Annotated in this window: 18 protein-coding genes; 6 read left to right on the forward strand and 12 right to left on the reverse strand. The window is 33.7% G+C overall.

What is annotated here, in order from left to right:
- Positions 1 to 91 precede the first annotated feature (91 nt).
- Positions 92 to 454 (forward strand): DUF4870 domain-containing protein, encoded by a 363-nt coding sequence (locus ACPX19_RS11790; protein WP_426430205.1) that lies wholly within the window; start codon positions 92 to 94, stop codon positions 452 to 454.
- 102 nt (positions 455 to 556) lie between these two features.
- Here the strand turns inward: ACPX19_RS11790 and dnaN are convergent, their stop codons facing one another.
- From dnaN to ACPX19_RS11820, 6 genes are all read right to left on the reverse strand, one after another.
- Entirely contained in the window at positions 557 to 1,675 is a 1,119-nt protein-coding gene (gene dnaN, locus ACPX19_RS11795) for a DNA polymerase III subunit beta (RefSeq protein WP_426430206.1), read from the reverse strand.
- An 88-nt stretch (positions 1,676 to 1,763) separates the two neighbouring features.
- Entirely contained in the window at positions 1,764 to 3,428 is a 1,665-nt protein-coding gene (gldG, locus tag ACPX19_RS11800) for a gliding motility-associated ABC transporter substrate-binding protein GldG (protein ID WP_426430207.1), read from the reverse strand.
- Positions 3,415 to 3,915, reverse strand: a complete 501-nt coding sequence (locus ACPX19_RS11805; RefSeq protein WP_426430208.1) for a hypothetical protein — start codon at positions 3,913 to 3,915, stop codon at positions 3,415 to 3,417. Before ACPX19_RS11805 ends, gldG begins: the two co-directional genes overlap by 14 nt.
- Positions 3,912 to 4,634: a gliding motility-associated ABC transporter permease subunit GldF gene (gldF, locus tag ACPX19_RS11810; protein WP_426430209.1), complete on the reverse strand. Its 723-nt coding sequence runs from the start codon at positions 4,632 to 4,634 to the stop codon at positions 3,912 to 3,914. Before gldF ends, ACPX19_RS11805 begins: the two co-directional genes overlap by 4 nt.
- An 8-nt stretch (positions 4,635 to 4,642) precedes the next feature.
- Positions 4,643 to 4,939: a putative quinol monooxygenase gene (locus tag ACPX19_RS11815; protein WP_426430210.1), complete on the reverse strand. Its 297-nt coding sequence runs from the start codon at positions 4,937 to 4,939 to the stop codon at positions 4,643 to 4,645.
- Positions 4,940 to 4,942: 3 nt separating this feature from the next.
- Positions 4,943 to 5,779, reverse strand: coding sequence for an SAM hydrolase/SAM-dependent halogenase family protein (locus tag ACPX19_RS11820; protein WP_426430211.1), 837 nt, complete (start codon positions 5,777 to 5,779; stop codon positions 4,943 to 4,945).
- Positions 5,780 to 5,900: 121 nt separating this feature from the next.
- Between ACPX19_RS11820 and ACPX19_RS11825 the strand changes: the two genes are divergently transcribed.
- Positions 5,901 to 6,854 (forward strand): PhoH family protein, encoded by a 954-nt coding sequence (locus ACPX19_RS11825; protein ID WP_426430212.1) that lies wholly within the window; start codon positions 5,901 to 5,903, stop codon positions 6,852 to 6,854.
- Complete coding sequence (locus ACPX19_RS11830) at positions 6,854 to 7,810, forward strand: phosphoribosylaminoimidazolesuccinocarboxamide synthase (RefSeq protein WP_426430213.1); 957 nt, start codon at positions 6,854 to 6,856, stop codon at positions 7,808 to 7,810. The genes ACPX19_RS11825 and ACPX19_RS11830 overlap by 1 nt, the downstream gene beginning before the upstream one ends.
- Here the strand turns inward: ACPX19_RS11830 and ACPX19_RS11835 are convergent.
- The 4 genes from ACPX19_RS11835 to rlmD form a co-directional block, all read right to left on the reverse strand.
- Positions 7,807 to 8,331 carry a DinB family protein gene (locus tag ACPX19_RS11835; protein ID WP_426430214.1) on the reverse strand — a complete coding sequence of 175 codons (525 nt, stop codon included), beginning with the start codon at positions 8,329 to 8,331 and terminating at the stop codon, positions 7,807 to 7,809. The genes ACPX19_RS11830 and ACPX19_RS11835 overlap by 4 nt on opposite strands.
- An 82-nt stretch (positions 8,332 to 8,413) precedes the next feature.
- Complete coding sequence (locus tag ACPX19_RS11840) at positions 8,414 to 9,160, reverse strand: DUF6048 family protein (protein WP_426430215.1); 747 nt, start codon at positions 9,158 to 9,160, stop codon at positions 8,414 to 8,416.
- Positions 9,141 to 9,692 (reverse strand): DUF6452 family protein, encoded by a 552-nt coding sequence (locus ACPX19_RS11845; protein WP_426430216.1) that lies wholly within the window; start codon positions 9,690 to 9,692, stop codon positions 9,141 to 9,143. The genes ACPX19_RS11840 and ACPX19_RS11845 overlap by 20 nt, the downstream gene beginning before the upstream one ends.
- Positions 9,693 to 9,695: 3 nt before the next feature.
- Entirely contained in the window at positions 9,696 to 11,147 is a 1,452-nt protein-coding gene (gene rlmD / locus ACPX19_RS11850; RefSeq protein ID WP_426430217.1) for a 23S rRNA (uracil(1939)-C(5))-methyltransferase RlmD, read from the reverse strand.
- A gap of 163 nt (positions 11,148 to 11,310) precedes the next feature.
- Between rlmD and ACPX19_RS11855 the strand changes: the two genes are divergently transcribed.
- From ACPX19_RS11855 to rocD, 3 genes are all read left to right on the forward strand, one after another.
- Positions 11,311 to 11,859: an RNA polymerase sigma factor gene (locus ACPX19_RS11855; protein WP_426430218.1), complete on the forward strand. Its 549-nt coding sequence runs from the start codon at positions 11,311 to 11,313 to the stop codon at positions 11,857 to 11,859.
- Positions 11,849 to 12,235 carry a DUF6768 family protein gene (locus ACPX19_RS11860; protein ID WP_426430219.1) on the forward strand — a complete coding sequence of 129 codons (387 nt, stop codon included), beginning with the start codon at positions 11,849 to 11,851 and terminating at the stop codon, positions 12,233 to 12,235. Before ACPX19_RS11855 ends, ACPX19_RS11860 begins: the two co-directional genes overlap by 11 nt.
- A gap of 172 nt (positions 12,236 to 12,407) precedes the next feature.
- Entirely contained in the window at positions 12,408 to 13,685 is a 1,278-nt protein-coding gene (gene rocD, locus ACPX19_RS11865; protein WP_426430220.1) for an ornithine--oxo-acid transaminase, read from the forward strand.
- A 65-nt stretch (positions 13,686 to 13,750) separates the two neighbouring features.
- On the opposite strand, the gene ACPX19_RS11870 is transcribed toward rocD, so the two are convergent.
- Together ACPX19_RS11870 and ACPX19_RS11875 are read right to left on the reverse strand one after the other, a co-directional pair.
- Complete coding sequence (locus ACPX19_RS11870) at positions 13,751 to 14,083, reverse strand: CCC motif membrane protein (RefSeq protein ID WP_426430221.1); 333 nt, start codon at positions 14,081 to 14,083, stop codon at positions 13,751 to 13,753.
- Between the two features lie 11 nt (positions 14,084 to 14,094).
- Positions 14,095 to 14,394 carry a DUF2752 domain-containing protein gene (locus tag ACPX19_RS11875; protein WP_426430222.1) on the reverse strand — a complete coding sequence of 100 codons (300 nt, stop codon included), beginning with the start codon at positions 14,392 to 14,394 and terminating at the stop codon, positions 14,095 to 14,097.
- Between the last annotated feature and the right edge of the window lie 34 nt (positions 14,395 to 14,428).

A 14,428-nucleotide genomic window follows, 5' to 3' on the forward strand; every position in this document is an offset into this window, starting at 1 on the left:
AACCTTATGGCAAGATTTTACTTAAAATGTAGGTTTAAATCTGTAACATTTTAAAATAGTTTGCGTCACATAGGTGTAATTAAATAAAATCATGGAATCTAATTATCATACACTTAAACGTACAGACAACCAATTATTGGTGGTGACACACCTATCTCAAATGTTGACCTATATTACGGGTTTTGGTGGTTTAATTGTGCCACTAATTCTCTGGGCAACACAAAAGGATAGAGTAGATGGTATGGATGCACATGGTAAAGCTATAGTGAACTTTCAATTAAGTATTATTGTTTATTGCTTAATAAGTGTACCGCTTATACTTTTATTTGGATTAGGAATATTACTCCTCATATTAATAGGAATTTTGTCATTTGTAATGCCAATTATAAATGCCATAAAAGCTAGTAATGGAGAATTGCCTAGCTACCCATTATCTCTTGGTTTTATTAGTTAGTTACTCGTGCCGAATAAGTCGGTATTTCATTAAAAGAGGTAATAAAAAATGCTCATCGTTATATGATGAGCATTTTTTGATTTTATAATAATTTTTTCCTAACTAGTTGTTTAACATCACAGGCATAACAAGCATCGTTACATGTTCACCTTCATCTAAACCATCAACGGGTGTTAAAATACCTGCTCTGTTAGGCAAACTCATTTCTAACTGCACATTATCAGAATTCAAATTGTTTATCATTTCTGTTAAGAAGCGGGAGTTAAACCCAATTTGCATATCGTCACCTTGGTAATCACAAGTTAAACGCTCCTCAGCCTTATTGCTATAATCAATATCTTCTGCAGAGATATTTAACTCAGCACCAGCAATTTTTAGACGGATTTGATGTGTGGTTTTGTTAGAGAAAATACTAACGCGACGAACAGAATTTAAAAATTGCGTTCTATCTATAACCAACTTATTAGGGTTTTCTCTTGGAATAACGGCTTCATAATTAGGATACTTGCCATCGATTAATCGACAAATTAATACTGAATTTTCAAATGTGAATTTTGCATTAGACTCATTATACTCTACAAGTACATCATCATCGCTTCCAGCTAAAATGCCTTTTAAAAGATTTAAAGGTTTTTTAGGCATAATAAATTCAGCGGATTCAGTGGCACTTACATCGTCTCTAGTATACTTTACTAATTTATGTGCATCTGTAGCAACAAACGTTAAATTGTCTGTAGAAAACTGAAAGAAAACTCCACTCATGACCGGTCTTAAATCATCGTTTCCTGCAGCAAAAATAGTTTTACTGATTGCAGTTGCTAATATGTCGCCCATGATAGTAGTTTTACTTGCATCTTCAACAGATACAGCATTTGGAAACTCTGCACCATCAGCATAAGCTAGGGCATATTTACCATGATTAGAACTGATTTCTACAGTATTGTTTTCTTCAACAACAAAAGTTAATGGCTGCTCAGGAAAGGTTTTCAGTGTGTCTAGCAATAAGCGTGCTGGTAAGGCAATACTACCTTTAGAATCACTTTCTACATCTATAGTCGAAGACATTGTGGTTTCTAAATCACTAGCCGAAATCGTTAGTTTAGATTGACTTAATTCAAATAAGAAATTATCTAAAATAGGCAAGGTGTTACTATTATTTATAACACCACCTAATACCTGAAGTTGTTTGAGTAAATATGTACTAGAAACTATAAATTTCATAAAAACTGTGAGATTTTCTATCGTTTTAATTCGTCTTACAAATATATCTTAATAGATGTGTTTAGTAAAACAAACTTATTAACAAATTCTAGGTGTATTTCTTCTTTCTAAAGACGTTAAAAGCAAATCCAAAAAGGCCTAGCAGGGCTAGAGGTAATGCAATATTTAGGAGTTGCCAAGTACTTTGTTCTTCTTTTATCCTATCGGAGTCAAGATAAGCAACACGTATTTCCTTCGCTCTAATGTTTATAAGTCCTGTATCGTCTAGCAGATAATTTATAGTGTTTAACAAGAATTCTTTATTACCATAAACAAAGCCTCTATAATCTATACCTAACTCTAAAGGTCTTCTTTGCCTAACGTCATTTTTTATAACATCTCCATCAGAAATGATTACCACTTTTGTAGGTTTACTCTTAGATTGAAAGTTTTTCACCTTAAAAGGTAACACCCGTTGGTCATACACAGAGGTAAACTCACCTTCTAATAAAACGGCTAAATTTTGTGGACCTGAAGTATATAAATTTTCATCCGGTGATTTGGTCACATCAGATAAGGAAACACTCGTTGGTACGCCTTCTAGCTTAGACTTGGAAGAACTTTGTAATAGTATGGTTTTGTCAACATTATTTTTTAACGTGTCTATCGGGCTTGCAAAATCAAATCTTACAAGCTCTAAATTTTTAGTGATAGGATGATCTTGATTTGATGCTGCTAATGGGGCATATTGCCATTGAATAGGTTGCAATTGGGCTTGACTGCCTTCACCAATCGCTAACATGATTGGAGCGGAAAAGAGGTCCTTAACCAAACTAGGATTCACCCTAATGCCATACTTAAAGAAGAAATCATTGAGGTTAAGGTCGCGCATTATAGATACTGAAGATCCAGAATCATTGTATAGACTGTCTTTGTCCATGATTACAGATTCTGTAAGCCACAAGCTTTTACCACCTCTCATGGTGTATTGGTCTAGGACCAGTTTCTCTTCTTCAGAAAAGGCTTGAGTTGGCTTAGCAACTACAATTAAATCATAATGTTTTAGCTTATCTAATGTACCTTGAGGATTAGATGCAACACTATCTAATGTGAAGGGAGCAATATTGTAATATGATTGAGCAGTTTTTAGAAAGTCTGCTATATTTATATCAGCGAGTTCTCCATTTCCCTTTAAAACCGCAATGGTCTTGGATTTTGAATTAATAAGTTTACTAAAAGCATCAGCAAAAGCATATTCAAGTCCTTGAACAGAGTTATTGATTTGTTCGGATAAATCTTGAGTAATGCTCTTTTTTAGTAACGGAATTTTAAGGGTCTGGTCTTTGTAGCTGGCAAATGCCCAAGGAAAGACAATCTCTTGGGTTACTTTACCCATGCTATTGTCAGTATTGATGTAAGGCTCTAATCCAGATCTTGTAAGTTCATCAATGTTACGCTCCCTAGTAGCTTCATCTTCAATGGGATTAATATAATTAACTTTTATATTATTTGTTTTGAGCTGAAATTCTTCAATAATTTGTTTTGTTTCTGTTTGAAGTAATCTAAATTCCGATGGAAATTCTCCTTCTAAAAAAACATCTATGATTAAAGGAGCATCAATTTGATCGACTATAGTATTGGTAGCATCAGAAAGTGTATAACGTTTGTCTTTGGTAAGATCATAACGCCCATAAAACGTACTTGATAGTACATTAACTAATACAAGACCAACTATAACAACGAGTATGTAAACTAATGCTTTATTTTTCTTCATTCGTCTCGTAGGTTAATTCTTCTTGATAATGTCTCAACTCAGACACTTTGTTGTTCTCAAAAATAATCTCTACACATTCTTTTTTATCGTTAAATGCACCTGGTTCTATACCTAAGGCATAGTTCCATTTATTGTCATTGTGCGCTTTTAAGTCTTCATCCCATGTTAACCACTCATAGTTTCCTAAAAGGGAGGTAATTTTTTCTTTAGAAACTCCGATAAGCGTGTCAGATTCAATGGTGCTGTCAATCATTTCGTAACGTAATGCTGGTTTTTCAATCCACGCTTCACTATCAAAATATTTCTGATGATGGTAATTACTTACAATATTGACAAAAGGATAGAACATGTAGAAGTATACAAAAGGTGTTAATACCAAACTTATTAAACCGGTAAGCCATTTGCGTTTGTCTACCGTATTCAAAAACAAAAACAGTAGTACAAAGACCACTATCATAAATATGACTAAAAATGGGGTGATGATCATGATTTTTGAATTCTAAGTTTTGTGAATGCTAAAAATGCTAATGCAATGCTTATAAAGTAAATTAAATCCCTTGTGTCTATCACTCCGCGACTCATACTGTTGTAATGTGCAGACATCCCTATGTTTTCCATATAGACCAAATTGCCAAAAACATTGTAGTTTGAAAGTCCTTCGAAACCAAAATACATAAAGAAACAGATAAATACTGCAATAATAAACGTTACGATTTGATTATCAGAAAGCGTAGAGGCAAACACACCAATAGCAGTATATGCGGCAATGAGAAATAATAACCCAAAGTAAGACCCAATAGTGCTACCCATATCTAAATTGCCTTCTGGATTGCCTAATTGGTACACCGTGTAAACATATAAAAGTGTTGGGATTAATGACAACAGGATGAGTATAAAAGCACCAAAATATTTACCCAACACAATCTGAAAATGTGAAATAGGTTTTGCGATCAACAATTCTAAAGTACCTTGTTTTTTTTCATCGCTAAAACTACGCATGGTTACTGCCGGAACTAAAAAGATAAGAATCCAAGGTGCTAATAAAAAGAATGAGGATAAGCTTGCTACTCCGCTGTTAAAAATATTGAAATCACCCTTAAACACCCATAGGAATAAGCCGTTTAACAATAAAAACACACCAATAACCAAATAACCAATTGGTGAGGCAAAGAAGGTGTTTATTTCTTTTCTTAAGATTGCTAACATTTAAAATTTTATTCAAGACTATGAAGTTTATCTACACTCCAAGCCTCAGGTTTAGCGTTAAACAAAGGTTTGGTTTTGGACCAAACACTTTTAAATAAATCAGAATGTCTATAATTATTCAAATCATTTTCAGAATTCCAATAACTATACGTAAAAAAGATATTGGTATTGTTCTGGTCGCGATATAATTCTAAAAAATTGCATCCTTCAAAGGCTCTAATCTTATGTTTATTAGTTTCAAAATTAGCCAAGAATTCTTCAATTTTTGACGGTTCAAAACTCATTTTTACAATTCTTACTAACACTAACTAAGATTTTAAAAAGTTAACAGTCACGGTGTCCATTGTTTTTAAACCCATCAGAGTAGAAGCACTACCAACTGTGCTACAATTACTTTTGTATACAGCGATTTCTAAATATCCAGAAGAATTAAAAACAACTAGACCTTTACCTTCATCATTGCGTTTGGACTCTTCTATTTCAAAATTTACGATATCACTATACTTACTGTAAATCTTTTTAAACTTATGGTTTCGAGCTGAGATTTCGTACTCTCGTGTTTTTTGAATCTCTTCAAAAAACTTCTTTTTTATGTTTGTAACCACGTTACCGTAATTATCTATATAAATAACGCTTCCGATAATTTGATTTTTGTCGTCATTAACAAACGGATTCAAATTTTTGATAGGTTTAATAGTGTTAATAACTTTTCCAATAACCTCAAGTGTCCCGCCTCTGGCAATATGGCATGCGACTTTTACAAAGACATCCAGAACCGGAAAATTGGTTTCAATTTTATCATGGATATTTATTTCAACTATTTTTTCTGGTGCGATTTCAGCACAAATCATACTCATTATACCATTGTTAGCACATATAAAGTAATGGTCGTCTAAACTAACTGCAATATGCTTATTTTCAGGGTTTAATTCAGAATCAATCCCTATGATATGAATGGTTCCTTTTGGAAAACTACTGTAAGCATTTAGGATAATATAAGCTGCTTCTGAAATATTGAATGGGGAAACAGAATGCGATATATCCACAATTCTAACTTCTGGCAATTCACTGTAAATAGCTCCTTTAATCGCACCAGCAAAGTGATCTTTTTCTCCAAAATCAGTGGTTAAAGTGATAATTGCCATGGATTAATTGTTGATATTTTTTTTAGAATTGAGGTTGTAAAATTGTTAGATTTGTTTGTACACAAACGTTACACAAAACTAAGAAAAGAAAACAGATTAACACACTAAATTCATTAGCCTTTTGAACGAACTTATTCTAGAGTTAGAAGAAATTACCCCAAAAGAATTCTTCGGTGCCCATAATGCCAATATTGAACTATTAAAGAAATATTTTCCGAAACTTAAAATTGTTGCCCGAGGTAATAAAATCAAAGCCTACGGTGATGAAGACCTACTTGAAGAGTTTGATACCAGAATGATGATGCTTATGAAGCATTTTGGAAAGTACAACAAGCTCGATGAAAATGTTATAGAAAGAGTACTTACAAGTAATAGTAGTGAAGATTATACAACTTCTGAAACGAGTGGTGAGGTTATAGTACATGGTGTTGGCGGAAAGCTGATAAAGGCACAAACGGTTAATCAAAGAAAATTGGTAGAAAGCATTCGTAAAAATGATATGGTTTTTGCCATTGGACCTGCTGGTACCGGTAAGACTTACACTGGTGTAGCTCTAGCAGTTCAGGCGCTTAAAAACAAAGAAGTAAAGCGCATTATTTTGACGCGACCAGCTGTGGAGGCTGGTGAGAATTTAGGGTTTTTACCTGGTGATTTAAAAGAGAAATTGGATCCTTATATGCAGCCATTGTACGATGCCTTGCGTGATATGATACCACATGAAAAACTTGAAAGCCATATCGAAAAAGGTATAATTCAGATTGCGCCATTAGCTTTTATGCGTGGTCGTACTTTAGATAATGCCTTTGTAATTTTGGATGAAGGTCAGAATACAACGCACGCACAAATGAAGATGTTCTTAACAAGGATGGGTAAAAATGCCAAGTTTTTATTAACAGGTGATCCCGGTCAGGTGGATTTACCACGTCGTACCATTTCTGGATTAAAAGAGGCGCTTTTAGTATTAAAAAATATTGAGGGTATAGGCATGGTTTACTTAGATGATAAAGACGTTATTCGCCATAAGTTAGTGAAGCAGGTGATTGCGGCATATAAGAGTATAGAAAACAGAGATTAATGAGTGAAAATTACACAATTACAGATACCAACTTTAATTTTCCAAACCAGAAAAGCGTTTATAAAGGAAAAGTAAGAGAGGTTTACAACATTAATGATGAGCAATTGGTAATGATTGCTACTGATAGATTAAGTGCTTTTGATGTGGTGATGCCGAAGGGAATTCCTTATAAGGGGCAAATCCTAAATCAGATTGCAACTAAAATGATGAAAGATACCGAAGATTTGGTCCCAAATTGGTTGGTAGCCACTCCAGATCCTAATGTTGCTGTTGGTCATTTGTGTGAGCCTTTTAAAGTGGAAATGGTCATTCGTGGTTATTTGTCGGGACATGCCGCTAGGGAATATAAAGCAGGTAAGCGCTTACTTTGTGGAGTACCTATGCCCGAAGGCATGAAAGAGAATGATAAATTCCCTAAGCCAATTATTACACCAGCAACCAAAGCGGAAAAAGGTGACCATGATGAGGATATTTCTCGAGAAGATATTTTAAAACGAGGAATTGTTTCTGAAGAAGACTACATTGTTTTAGAAGATTATACCAGAAAACTATTTCAACGAGGAACTAAAATTGCTGCCGAGCGTGGTTTAATTTTGGTAGATACCAAATACGAATTTGGGAAAACCAAGGATGGAAAAATTGTTCTCATTGATGAAATCCACACGCCAGACTCGTCACGATACTTTTATGCCGACGGTTACCAAGAACGTCAAGATAAAGGCGAGCCCCAAAAACAGCTGTCTAAAGAGTTTGTACGCCAATGGTTAATTGCTAATGGTTTTCAAGGTAAAGAAGGCCAGCAAGTGCCTTTTATGAGCGATGCCTATATTGAAACTGTAAGTGATCGTTACATTGAGCTATATGAAAATATCACAGGGGAAACTTTTGTTAAAGCAGATGTGTCTGATATTCAGAGTAGGATAGAGGCTAATGTTTTGGAGTATTTGACTAGTTAATACTTGGTTTTCAAAGTCTCCATATGATGCTCAACATGATGTGCGGTCCACATAATAATTTCTCGAATGGGCATTTTACCCATCAAAGGGTGCGGTAAGATTAAAGTATCTAAATTTTTATCGCTAATCTTTTTGGTCTTGTATTGCAGTTTTTTGCTTTCGGTTTGTAGGCGATTGAGGATATACTGCTTTTCATTAACGGTAGGAACTTTCATGTTCTGCGAACCTTTAAAGGTCTTTCCTTTTGCGTCTTTCAACCGTTCGTGGTAACGGTTAACGATGCTATCATAATCTCTAACAGGCCGATTGGCTTTTCCAAATTTATATCGAATTAAGAATTTGGGAAGACTTAGAGCATTATTAAGAGGAACAATACTTTGCAATAAATGTAATGCCTGTTGCCCTTGTGTCCATTTACCTTCAGGACCTTGAGTCCAAGCGTCTATAGGTTGTTGCTCTAGCCAATGAATTAACTCGGAATGCTTGGCATCAATAAGTTCAGCAATTTCTTCTTTATCCATATGTGTTCCGTTTAGATAAAGAAAAGATAGAAAAAAATGTTTAGTTGTTTAGCTATGGAATTATTTTTTTAACCAACAGCTATTATTCCTCTTCTTTTTCCTGAATCACGATTTTATCTTTCTTAAAGATTGGCACCAAGTACGATAGGTTAAAACCAAAGCCAACACCAAAACGACCACTATCATAAGTGCGATTAAAACCAGGTATGTAGAGATTTTCAAAATTATTAGGAGCAGTTTCAGTAATCAAACCTTTAAGTTGGGCATTGATACCAGCATAGAAGTTATTGAAAACCTCGGCTTTAATGCCAATGATAATCTCAGCCCAAATTGCGGTTAAACCAGAAAACTCCGTTCCTTCTTCTACTGTAAATAAATCGTCATTCCAGTATTGATGATTAACATCATAAATTCTGTAACTATTTAGTGTTTGACTAAATGTACTGGCACCACCTCTAAAACCAACGTAGATCATGTTCTCCATGTCTAGCCAGTTTTTATAAAAGTTAAGATCAATCCCACCTTTAAAATAGCTTCCTTTAGTTGTGTTGCTTAAAACCTCATTTTCTATTGTGCGCTCTTCATTTCCAATCTCACCAGCTAAATATATTTTTTTAGTTAGGCGATAGTCACCCATAACTTCAAAACCAGTATAATTATCATCAAAAAAAGTACGAGCAAGTTTGCTAATATCGGCACCTAAACGTAGTCCATATTTTTGTTTATAGATTAAGGTATCCTTTACAGTTTTTTTCTTTTCTTCTTGAGCCATTGCCATTGTAGAAAACAATAACAACAGAATAATACTTTTAATGTAAGATGCGTACATGTACTGTGTTTTCATTTTCTACTAAAAATTCTAATATTTCCTCATTCTGAATCCATAAATCGTTATCATCTTGGTCAGGATTTACTGTAACGTTTATTAAATTAAAGACACTTTTATAGCCACATGCTCTAGATACATATTCGAAGGTTGTGGTGTATTCAATTTCAATAACATCAATGTTAGAATTTGTGCTAACATTACTGTCTAATCTCAAATTCGTATCTTTTTCGAGAATAAATCGAGATGTCGTAATTTCGCCTTCATTTTCAATTATTAGTGGTAGTTCCAAATCGATAGAGTTGGTGTTGTAAACTAATGTGCCCTCTGTATTGTCATCTGTTGGATTATCTGCTAAACCTTCACCATATACTGTTAAACGTGTAACTGTTTTAAGTTCATGAGGGTCATTAATATCATAAAACTCAACCAAAAGTCTGGGAGTGGTTGGTGTGCTTTCTGCACAAATGTCGTCGCGTTCACAACTAATGAGCGCCACTAAAAGTAAGAGAAATATGAATTTTAACTTTTTCATTAATTATTTTTCAAATAACACCACAGTTTCGATATGAGCTGTATGCGGGAATTGGTCTACCAAACTTAACTTTTTTAGTTGATATCCAGCAAGGTTTAATTGCTCTGTGTCCCTAGCCTGAGTTGCTGGGTTACAAGATACATAAACCAAACGGTCTGCGTTGAGATTTATTATTTTGTTTAGTGTCTTTGGTGCAATACCCGCTCTGGCAGGATCTAAAATAATTGTTCGTATATTATTTTGATATTCAGGATGGTCCGTTAAGAACTTACCAACATCTGACGCATAGAATTCTAGACCATTAATATTATTTCGCTTCGCATTTTCTTTTGCATCTTCGATAGCGGAAGCTACGATGTCTACACCGACTATTTTTGTGTTATGTGCTTTACTGGCAACAATCTGTCCTATGGTTCCAGTTCCGCAGAATAAATCTAAAACGATGGTATTATCTATAGCCTCCTTATTTTCTAAGGCGTAGTCAACTACTTTAGAATAAAGTTTTTCGGCACACTTAGGATTAGTTTGAAAAAAGCTTTTCATACTGATTTCAAAATTGAGTCCTAATAATTCTTCAACGATTTTATCTTCGCCGTAAACAAGAGTAACGCTTCCAGTTGTTGCAATGGTTCTATCTCCAATTTCATCATTAATTGTGTGAAGTAATCCGGCAACTCTATTTCCAAATAATTCAACTAAATAGTTAGCAAAAGCATCTAAATCAAACTGATCTAAATTGTTAGAAGTCGTTACAAGATTAAAAAGTAATTTATTTGTTTTGTAAGATTTTCTAACTACAAAATAACGAAAGAAGCCTTCCTTTTTTGGTCCATGCCAAGGTGCTAAACCTGAATTTTTACAATACGTTCTAATGTCTTTGAGATGGTTTTCTACTTCAGCATCAAATAGACCGGAATCGCTATTTAAGTTATCTCCACACCACCAAAGACCTCGACGTTTAAAACCTAGTGTAAATTCATCCACATCCGTATTTGCTTCACGATCAAAACCAATAGCAGAAAAACCATATTCCATTTTATTGCGGTAATGAAATGTATTCGGAGAGCTTACAAACTCATCAAACTTGGATTCAATATCCTTTACCTTTCCAATACGTTTAAAAAGTTCTAAAGTACTTTGCTTTTTGTATTGATGTTGTTTATTAATTGGAAGCTGAATATATGGTGCACCAGGAATATCTTGATATGGCATTTCTACTTCATCTTCTGAAGGTTTTAAAACTTCTAAAAGTTTACATTCAGCATATTTTTTGCTCGATTTGGTAACTTGAGCCTTTACTAATTGTCCAGGTAATGTGTTGGGTACAAAAACTACAAACTCACCATGATCATTTCTAATGCGGCCAATACCTTTGCCACCAAAAGCATAATCTTCAATTAAGATTTCAATAATTTCTCCGCGATTAACAAATTTGTTTCGTTCCCGTCTTGGCATGAATTGTATTTTAGAGTGCAAATATATGTAGATACCCCAAATTTAGTACTCATATTTTAGGTTATATTTATTAAGTAATTAGTAATGTATTTATCTTTTTTCAGAAAATAATGAACCTTTTTATTTATTCTTCGTCTTTAGGGTATAAAACAGCCATAACAATTTGAACTCAAATAAAAATATAGATGCCGATTTGGTAAGATCATATCTAAAAGGGGATAATTATGCCCTAGCAACTCTTGTAAAACGTTGGCATAAACTATTTTGTGATAAAGCGTATTGGTTGGTTAAGGATAAAGATGTTGCAAAGGATATAGCCCAAGAAAGTTGGACTATCATAATTAAAAAAATAGGTACTCTCAAACAACCTGAACAATTTAAGTACTGGGCTTATCGAATTGTATGTAATACATCGACAGATTGGTTGCGGCTACGAGCGAAGGAAAGAAACAGTTTAGGTTTTAATCAAGATATAAAAGGTGATGATATACATTATACTGAAAATGATAACTTAAAAAAATTACTCTTAAGATGTGTAAACGAACTGCCACTAGATCAAAAAGCAGTCGTTAGACTCTTTTACATAGAATCATACAGTTTAAAACAAATAAGTGAAATATTAGAAATTTCGGTTGGTACTGCAAAATCTAGGCTATTTCATGCTAGGGAAAAATTAAAGAAAACTTTAAAACACAAATATTATGAAAACTAAAATGGAAGACATTGATCAATTAATCAAAGAAACATTAACAGAAGAAGAAGCAAAATTTTATGATGATTTAGACGAACAAAATCTATGGCAAATGATAAGTGGTTTGTACAAAGGAAAAAACTCATGGATGGTTTTAGTTATGAATGCAGTAAATGTTATTGCACTAGTACTAGCTATTTATTGTCTTATCCAAACATTTGATGTTGAAAAAACCAATGATCTTATGTTGTGGATAGCGGGATTCTTTTTTTGTTTTGTGCTAATGAGTATGTTTAAGATTTATGCTTGGATGCAAATCCATAAAAACGCCTTAACAAGAGAAATAAAGCGATTGGAACTTCAGATATCTTCTTTATCTTCAAAAATCTCAGAGTAAATTTTCAATCCATTAGATATTTTATTAATTTGCATGCATCTAGGGATGATTTCTCTCCCACGCTGCTTTTTCAGGGCTTCACCATAACTTCAAAACATGGGTACGCAAAGTCTTCGAAAGAATAAAGGTAGAGCAGGAATGGTTATTTTTTCAATATTAAAAATTTATTAAAATGGCTGTTTTAGACCACATTTCGTCTCAAGAGGCGATGGCACTAGAAAATAAATATGGTGCTCAGAATTATCATCCCTTACCAGTAGTATTAAGCAAAGGAGAAGGCGTTTATGTTTGGGATGTAGAAGGTAAAAAATATTACGATTTTTTATCTGCATATTCCTCTTTAAACCAAGGACACTGTCATCCGAAAATTGTCAATGCAATGACAGAGCAAGCTCAGCGGTTAACACTAACATCAAGAGCTTTCTATAATGATATGCTCGGACGTTATGAGAAGTATGCAACAGAGTATTTTAAGTTTGATAAAATGCTACCTATGAACTCTGGGGCAGAAGCTGTTGAAACCGCTTTAAAACTTTGTAGAAAATGGGCCTATGAGGTAAAAGGAATTGACTTAAACAAAGCAGAGATTGTTGTTTGTAAAAACAATTTCCACGGAAGAACAACAACTATCATATCCTTTTCCAATGACCCTGTGGCTCGCAAAAACTTTGGACCTTATATGGATGGATTTATAAAGGTTGAATATGATAATTTAAAGGAGCTTGAGGGTGTTTTGAGTTCAAACCCAAATGTGGCTGGATTTTTAGTAGAACCAATTCAGGGTGAAGCAGGTGTCTATGTGCCTAGTGATAACTACTTAAAAGAAGCAAAGGCTCTTTGCGAAAAATATAATGTCCTTTTCATTGCTGATGAGGTACAAACAGGTATTGCGCGCACAGGTAGGTTATTAGCTACTTGTGGAAATTGTACTTGTGAAAAGAAAGATTGTTCAAGAACACCTGATGTTAAACCAGATGTTTTAGTTTTGGGTAAAGCATTAAGTGGTGGTTTATACCCTGTATCTGCTGTCATGGCGAGTAACGACATTATGAATGTAATTCAACCAGGTAACCATGGAAGTACATTTGGTGGAAATCCAATAGCAGCAGCTGTTGCTATAGCGGCTTTAGAAGTAGTGAAAGAAGAAAATTTAGCTGAAAACGCAGATTATCTAGGTAAGATTTTTAGAGCTGAAATGAACAAATACATTAAAGACAGTACCATTGTAAGTTCTGTTAGAGGTAAAGGCTTACTTAACGCTATTGTGATTAATGATGATGAAGACAGTGATACTGCTTGGAATATTTGTTTGAAACTTAGAGATAATGGGTTATTGGCAAAACCAACACATGGTAATATTATTAGATTTGCACCACCTTTAGTGATGACTGAAGATCAATTATTAGACTGTGTGTCTATAATTAATAAGACTTTAAAAGAGTTTGAATAAAATCAATTTTCATTCATAAAAAAAGCGATTCTAATTGAATCGCTTTTTTATTAACCAAATGAATATTATTGTCCCATCATTTCTCTCATTCTTTCTTGAAGTAATTCAGGGTCTTGCATAGCTTCCCATCCAAAATATGAAAATATCCATACAATATATATGGTCATTAATACACTTAAAACAACTCCTATAATTCCCATGATTTTTCCGGCTTTTACATTTCCAATTCCTGAATAATTTTCCGGATTTTCTTTGTAAACTTTTTCAGCTTTGCTGGCAACAATAATCGCAACAATACCAAAAACTAATCCAGGTAAACCGTAGCAACAGCATCCTATTATTGATAATATTCCCATTACGAGAGCTAAAGTTGCATTAGGTAACATTTGTTTTTCCATAAGTGTTAATTTTAAGAGTTAAGATGTTTCATTAAAAAACTAGTTACAATAATACTAATATTTAATATAAATAGTCCTAAAATAATTTTATGTCCATTTTTAAAATGAAACTTTAAATGAAATATAAAAAAAATAAACATGCATATAAGAGTGTATATAGCAGGATACATATAAAAGGCAGCAATGAGTTCACCTTTTAATATTAGAGCTATAGACCTTTGCATTCCACAGCCCATGCAATCAACATTAAATGTCTTCTTCCACATGCAGGGCAGCATATAATCTTCAATACTTTTTATTAATAGATGCATGGAGCTAATTTAATAATTTACATTTACTTAAAAT

Origin of the sequence: Winogradskyella sp. HB-48 (genome assembly GCF_049942685.1) — a bacterium.
Classification (GTDB): Bacteria; Bacteroidota; Bacteroidia; order Flavobacteriales; family Flavobacteriaceae; genus Winogradskyella.

What these genes read in the sequence shown, in the direction of transcription:
- ACPX19_RS11790 (WP_426430205.1), top strand. Translation starts at nt 92, where the DNA reads ATGGAATCTAATTATCATACACTTAAACGTACAGACAACCAATTATTG.
- dnaN (WP_426430206.1), bottom strand. Translation starts at nt 1,675, where the DNA reads ATGAAATTTATAGTTTCTAGTACATATTTACTCAAACAACTTCAGGTA.
- gldG (WP_426430207.1), bottom strand. Translation starts at nt 3,428, where the DNA reads ATGAAGAAAAATAAAGCATTAGTTTACATACTCGTTGTTATAGTTGGT.
- ACPX19_RS11805 (WP_426430208.1), bottom strand. Translation starts at nt 3,915, where the DNA reads ATGATCATCACCCCATTTTTAGTCATATTTATGATAGTGGTCTTTGTA.
- gldF (WP_426430209.1), bottom strand. Translation starts at nt 4,634, where the DNA reads ATGTTAGCAATCTTAAGAAAAGAAATAAACACCTTCTTTGCCTCACCA.
- ACPX19_RS11820 (WP_426430211.1), bottom strand. Translation starts at nt 5,779, where the DNA reads ATGGCAATTATCACTTTAACCACTGATTTTGGAGAAAAAGATCACTTT.
- ACPX19_RS11830 (WP_426430213.1), top strand. Translation starts at nt 6,854, where the DNA reads ATGAGTGAAAATTACACAATTACAGATACCAACTTTAATTTTCCAAAC.
- ACPX19_RS11835 (WP_426430214.1), bottom strand. Translation starts at nt 8,331, where the DNA reads ATGGATAAAGAAGAAATTGCTGAACTTATTGATGCCAAGCATTCCGAG.
- ACPX19_RS11840 (WP_426430215.1), bottom strand. Translation starts at nt 9,160, where the DNA reads ATGTACGCATCTTACATTAAAAGTATTATTCTGTTGTTATTGTTTTCT.
- ACPX19_RS11845 (WP_426430216.1), bottom strand. Translation starts at nt 9,692, where the DNA reads ATGAAAAAGTTAAAATTCATATTTCTCTTACTTTTAGTGGCGCTCATT.
- rlmD (WP_426430217.1), bottom strand. Translation starts at nt 11,147, where the DNA reads ATGCCAAGACGGGAACGAAACAAATTTGTTAATCGCGGAGAAATTATT.
- ACPX19_RS11860 (WP_426430219.1), top strand. Translation starts at nt 11,849, where the DNA reads ATGAAAACTAAAATGGAAGACATTGATCAATTAATCAAAGAAACATTA.
- rocD (WP_426430220.1), top strand. Translation starts at nt 12,408, where the DNA reads ATGGCTGTTTTAGACCACATTTCGTCTCAAGAGGCGATGGCACTAGAA.
- ACPX19_RS11870 (WP_426430221.1), bottom strand. Translation starts at nt 14,083, where the DNA reads ATGGAAAAACAAATGTTACCTAATGCAACTTTAGCTCTCGTAATGGGA.
- ACPX19_RS11875 (WP_426430222.1), bottom strand. Translation starts at nt 14,394, where the DNA reads ATGCATCTATTAATAAAAAGTATTGAAGATTATATGCTGCCCTGCATG.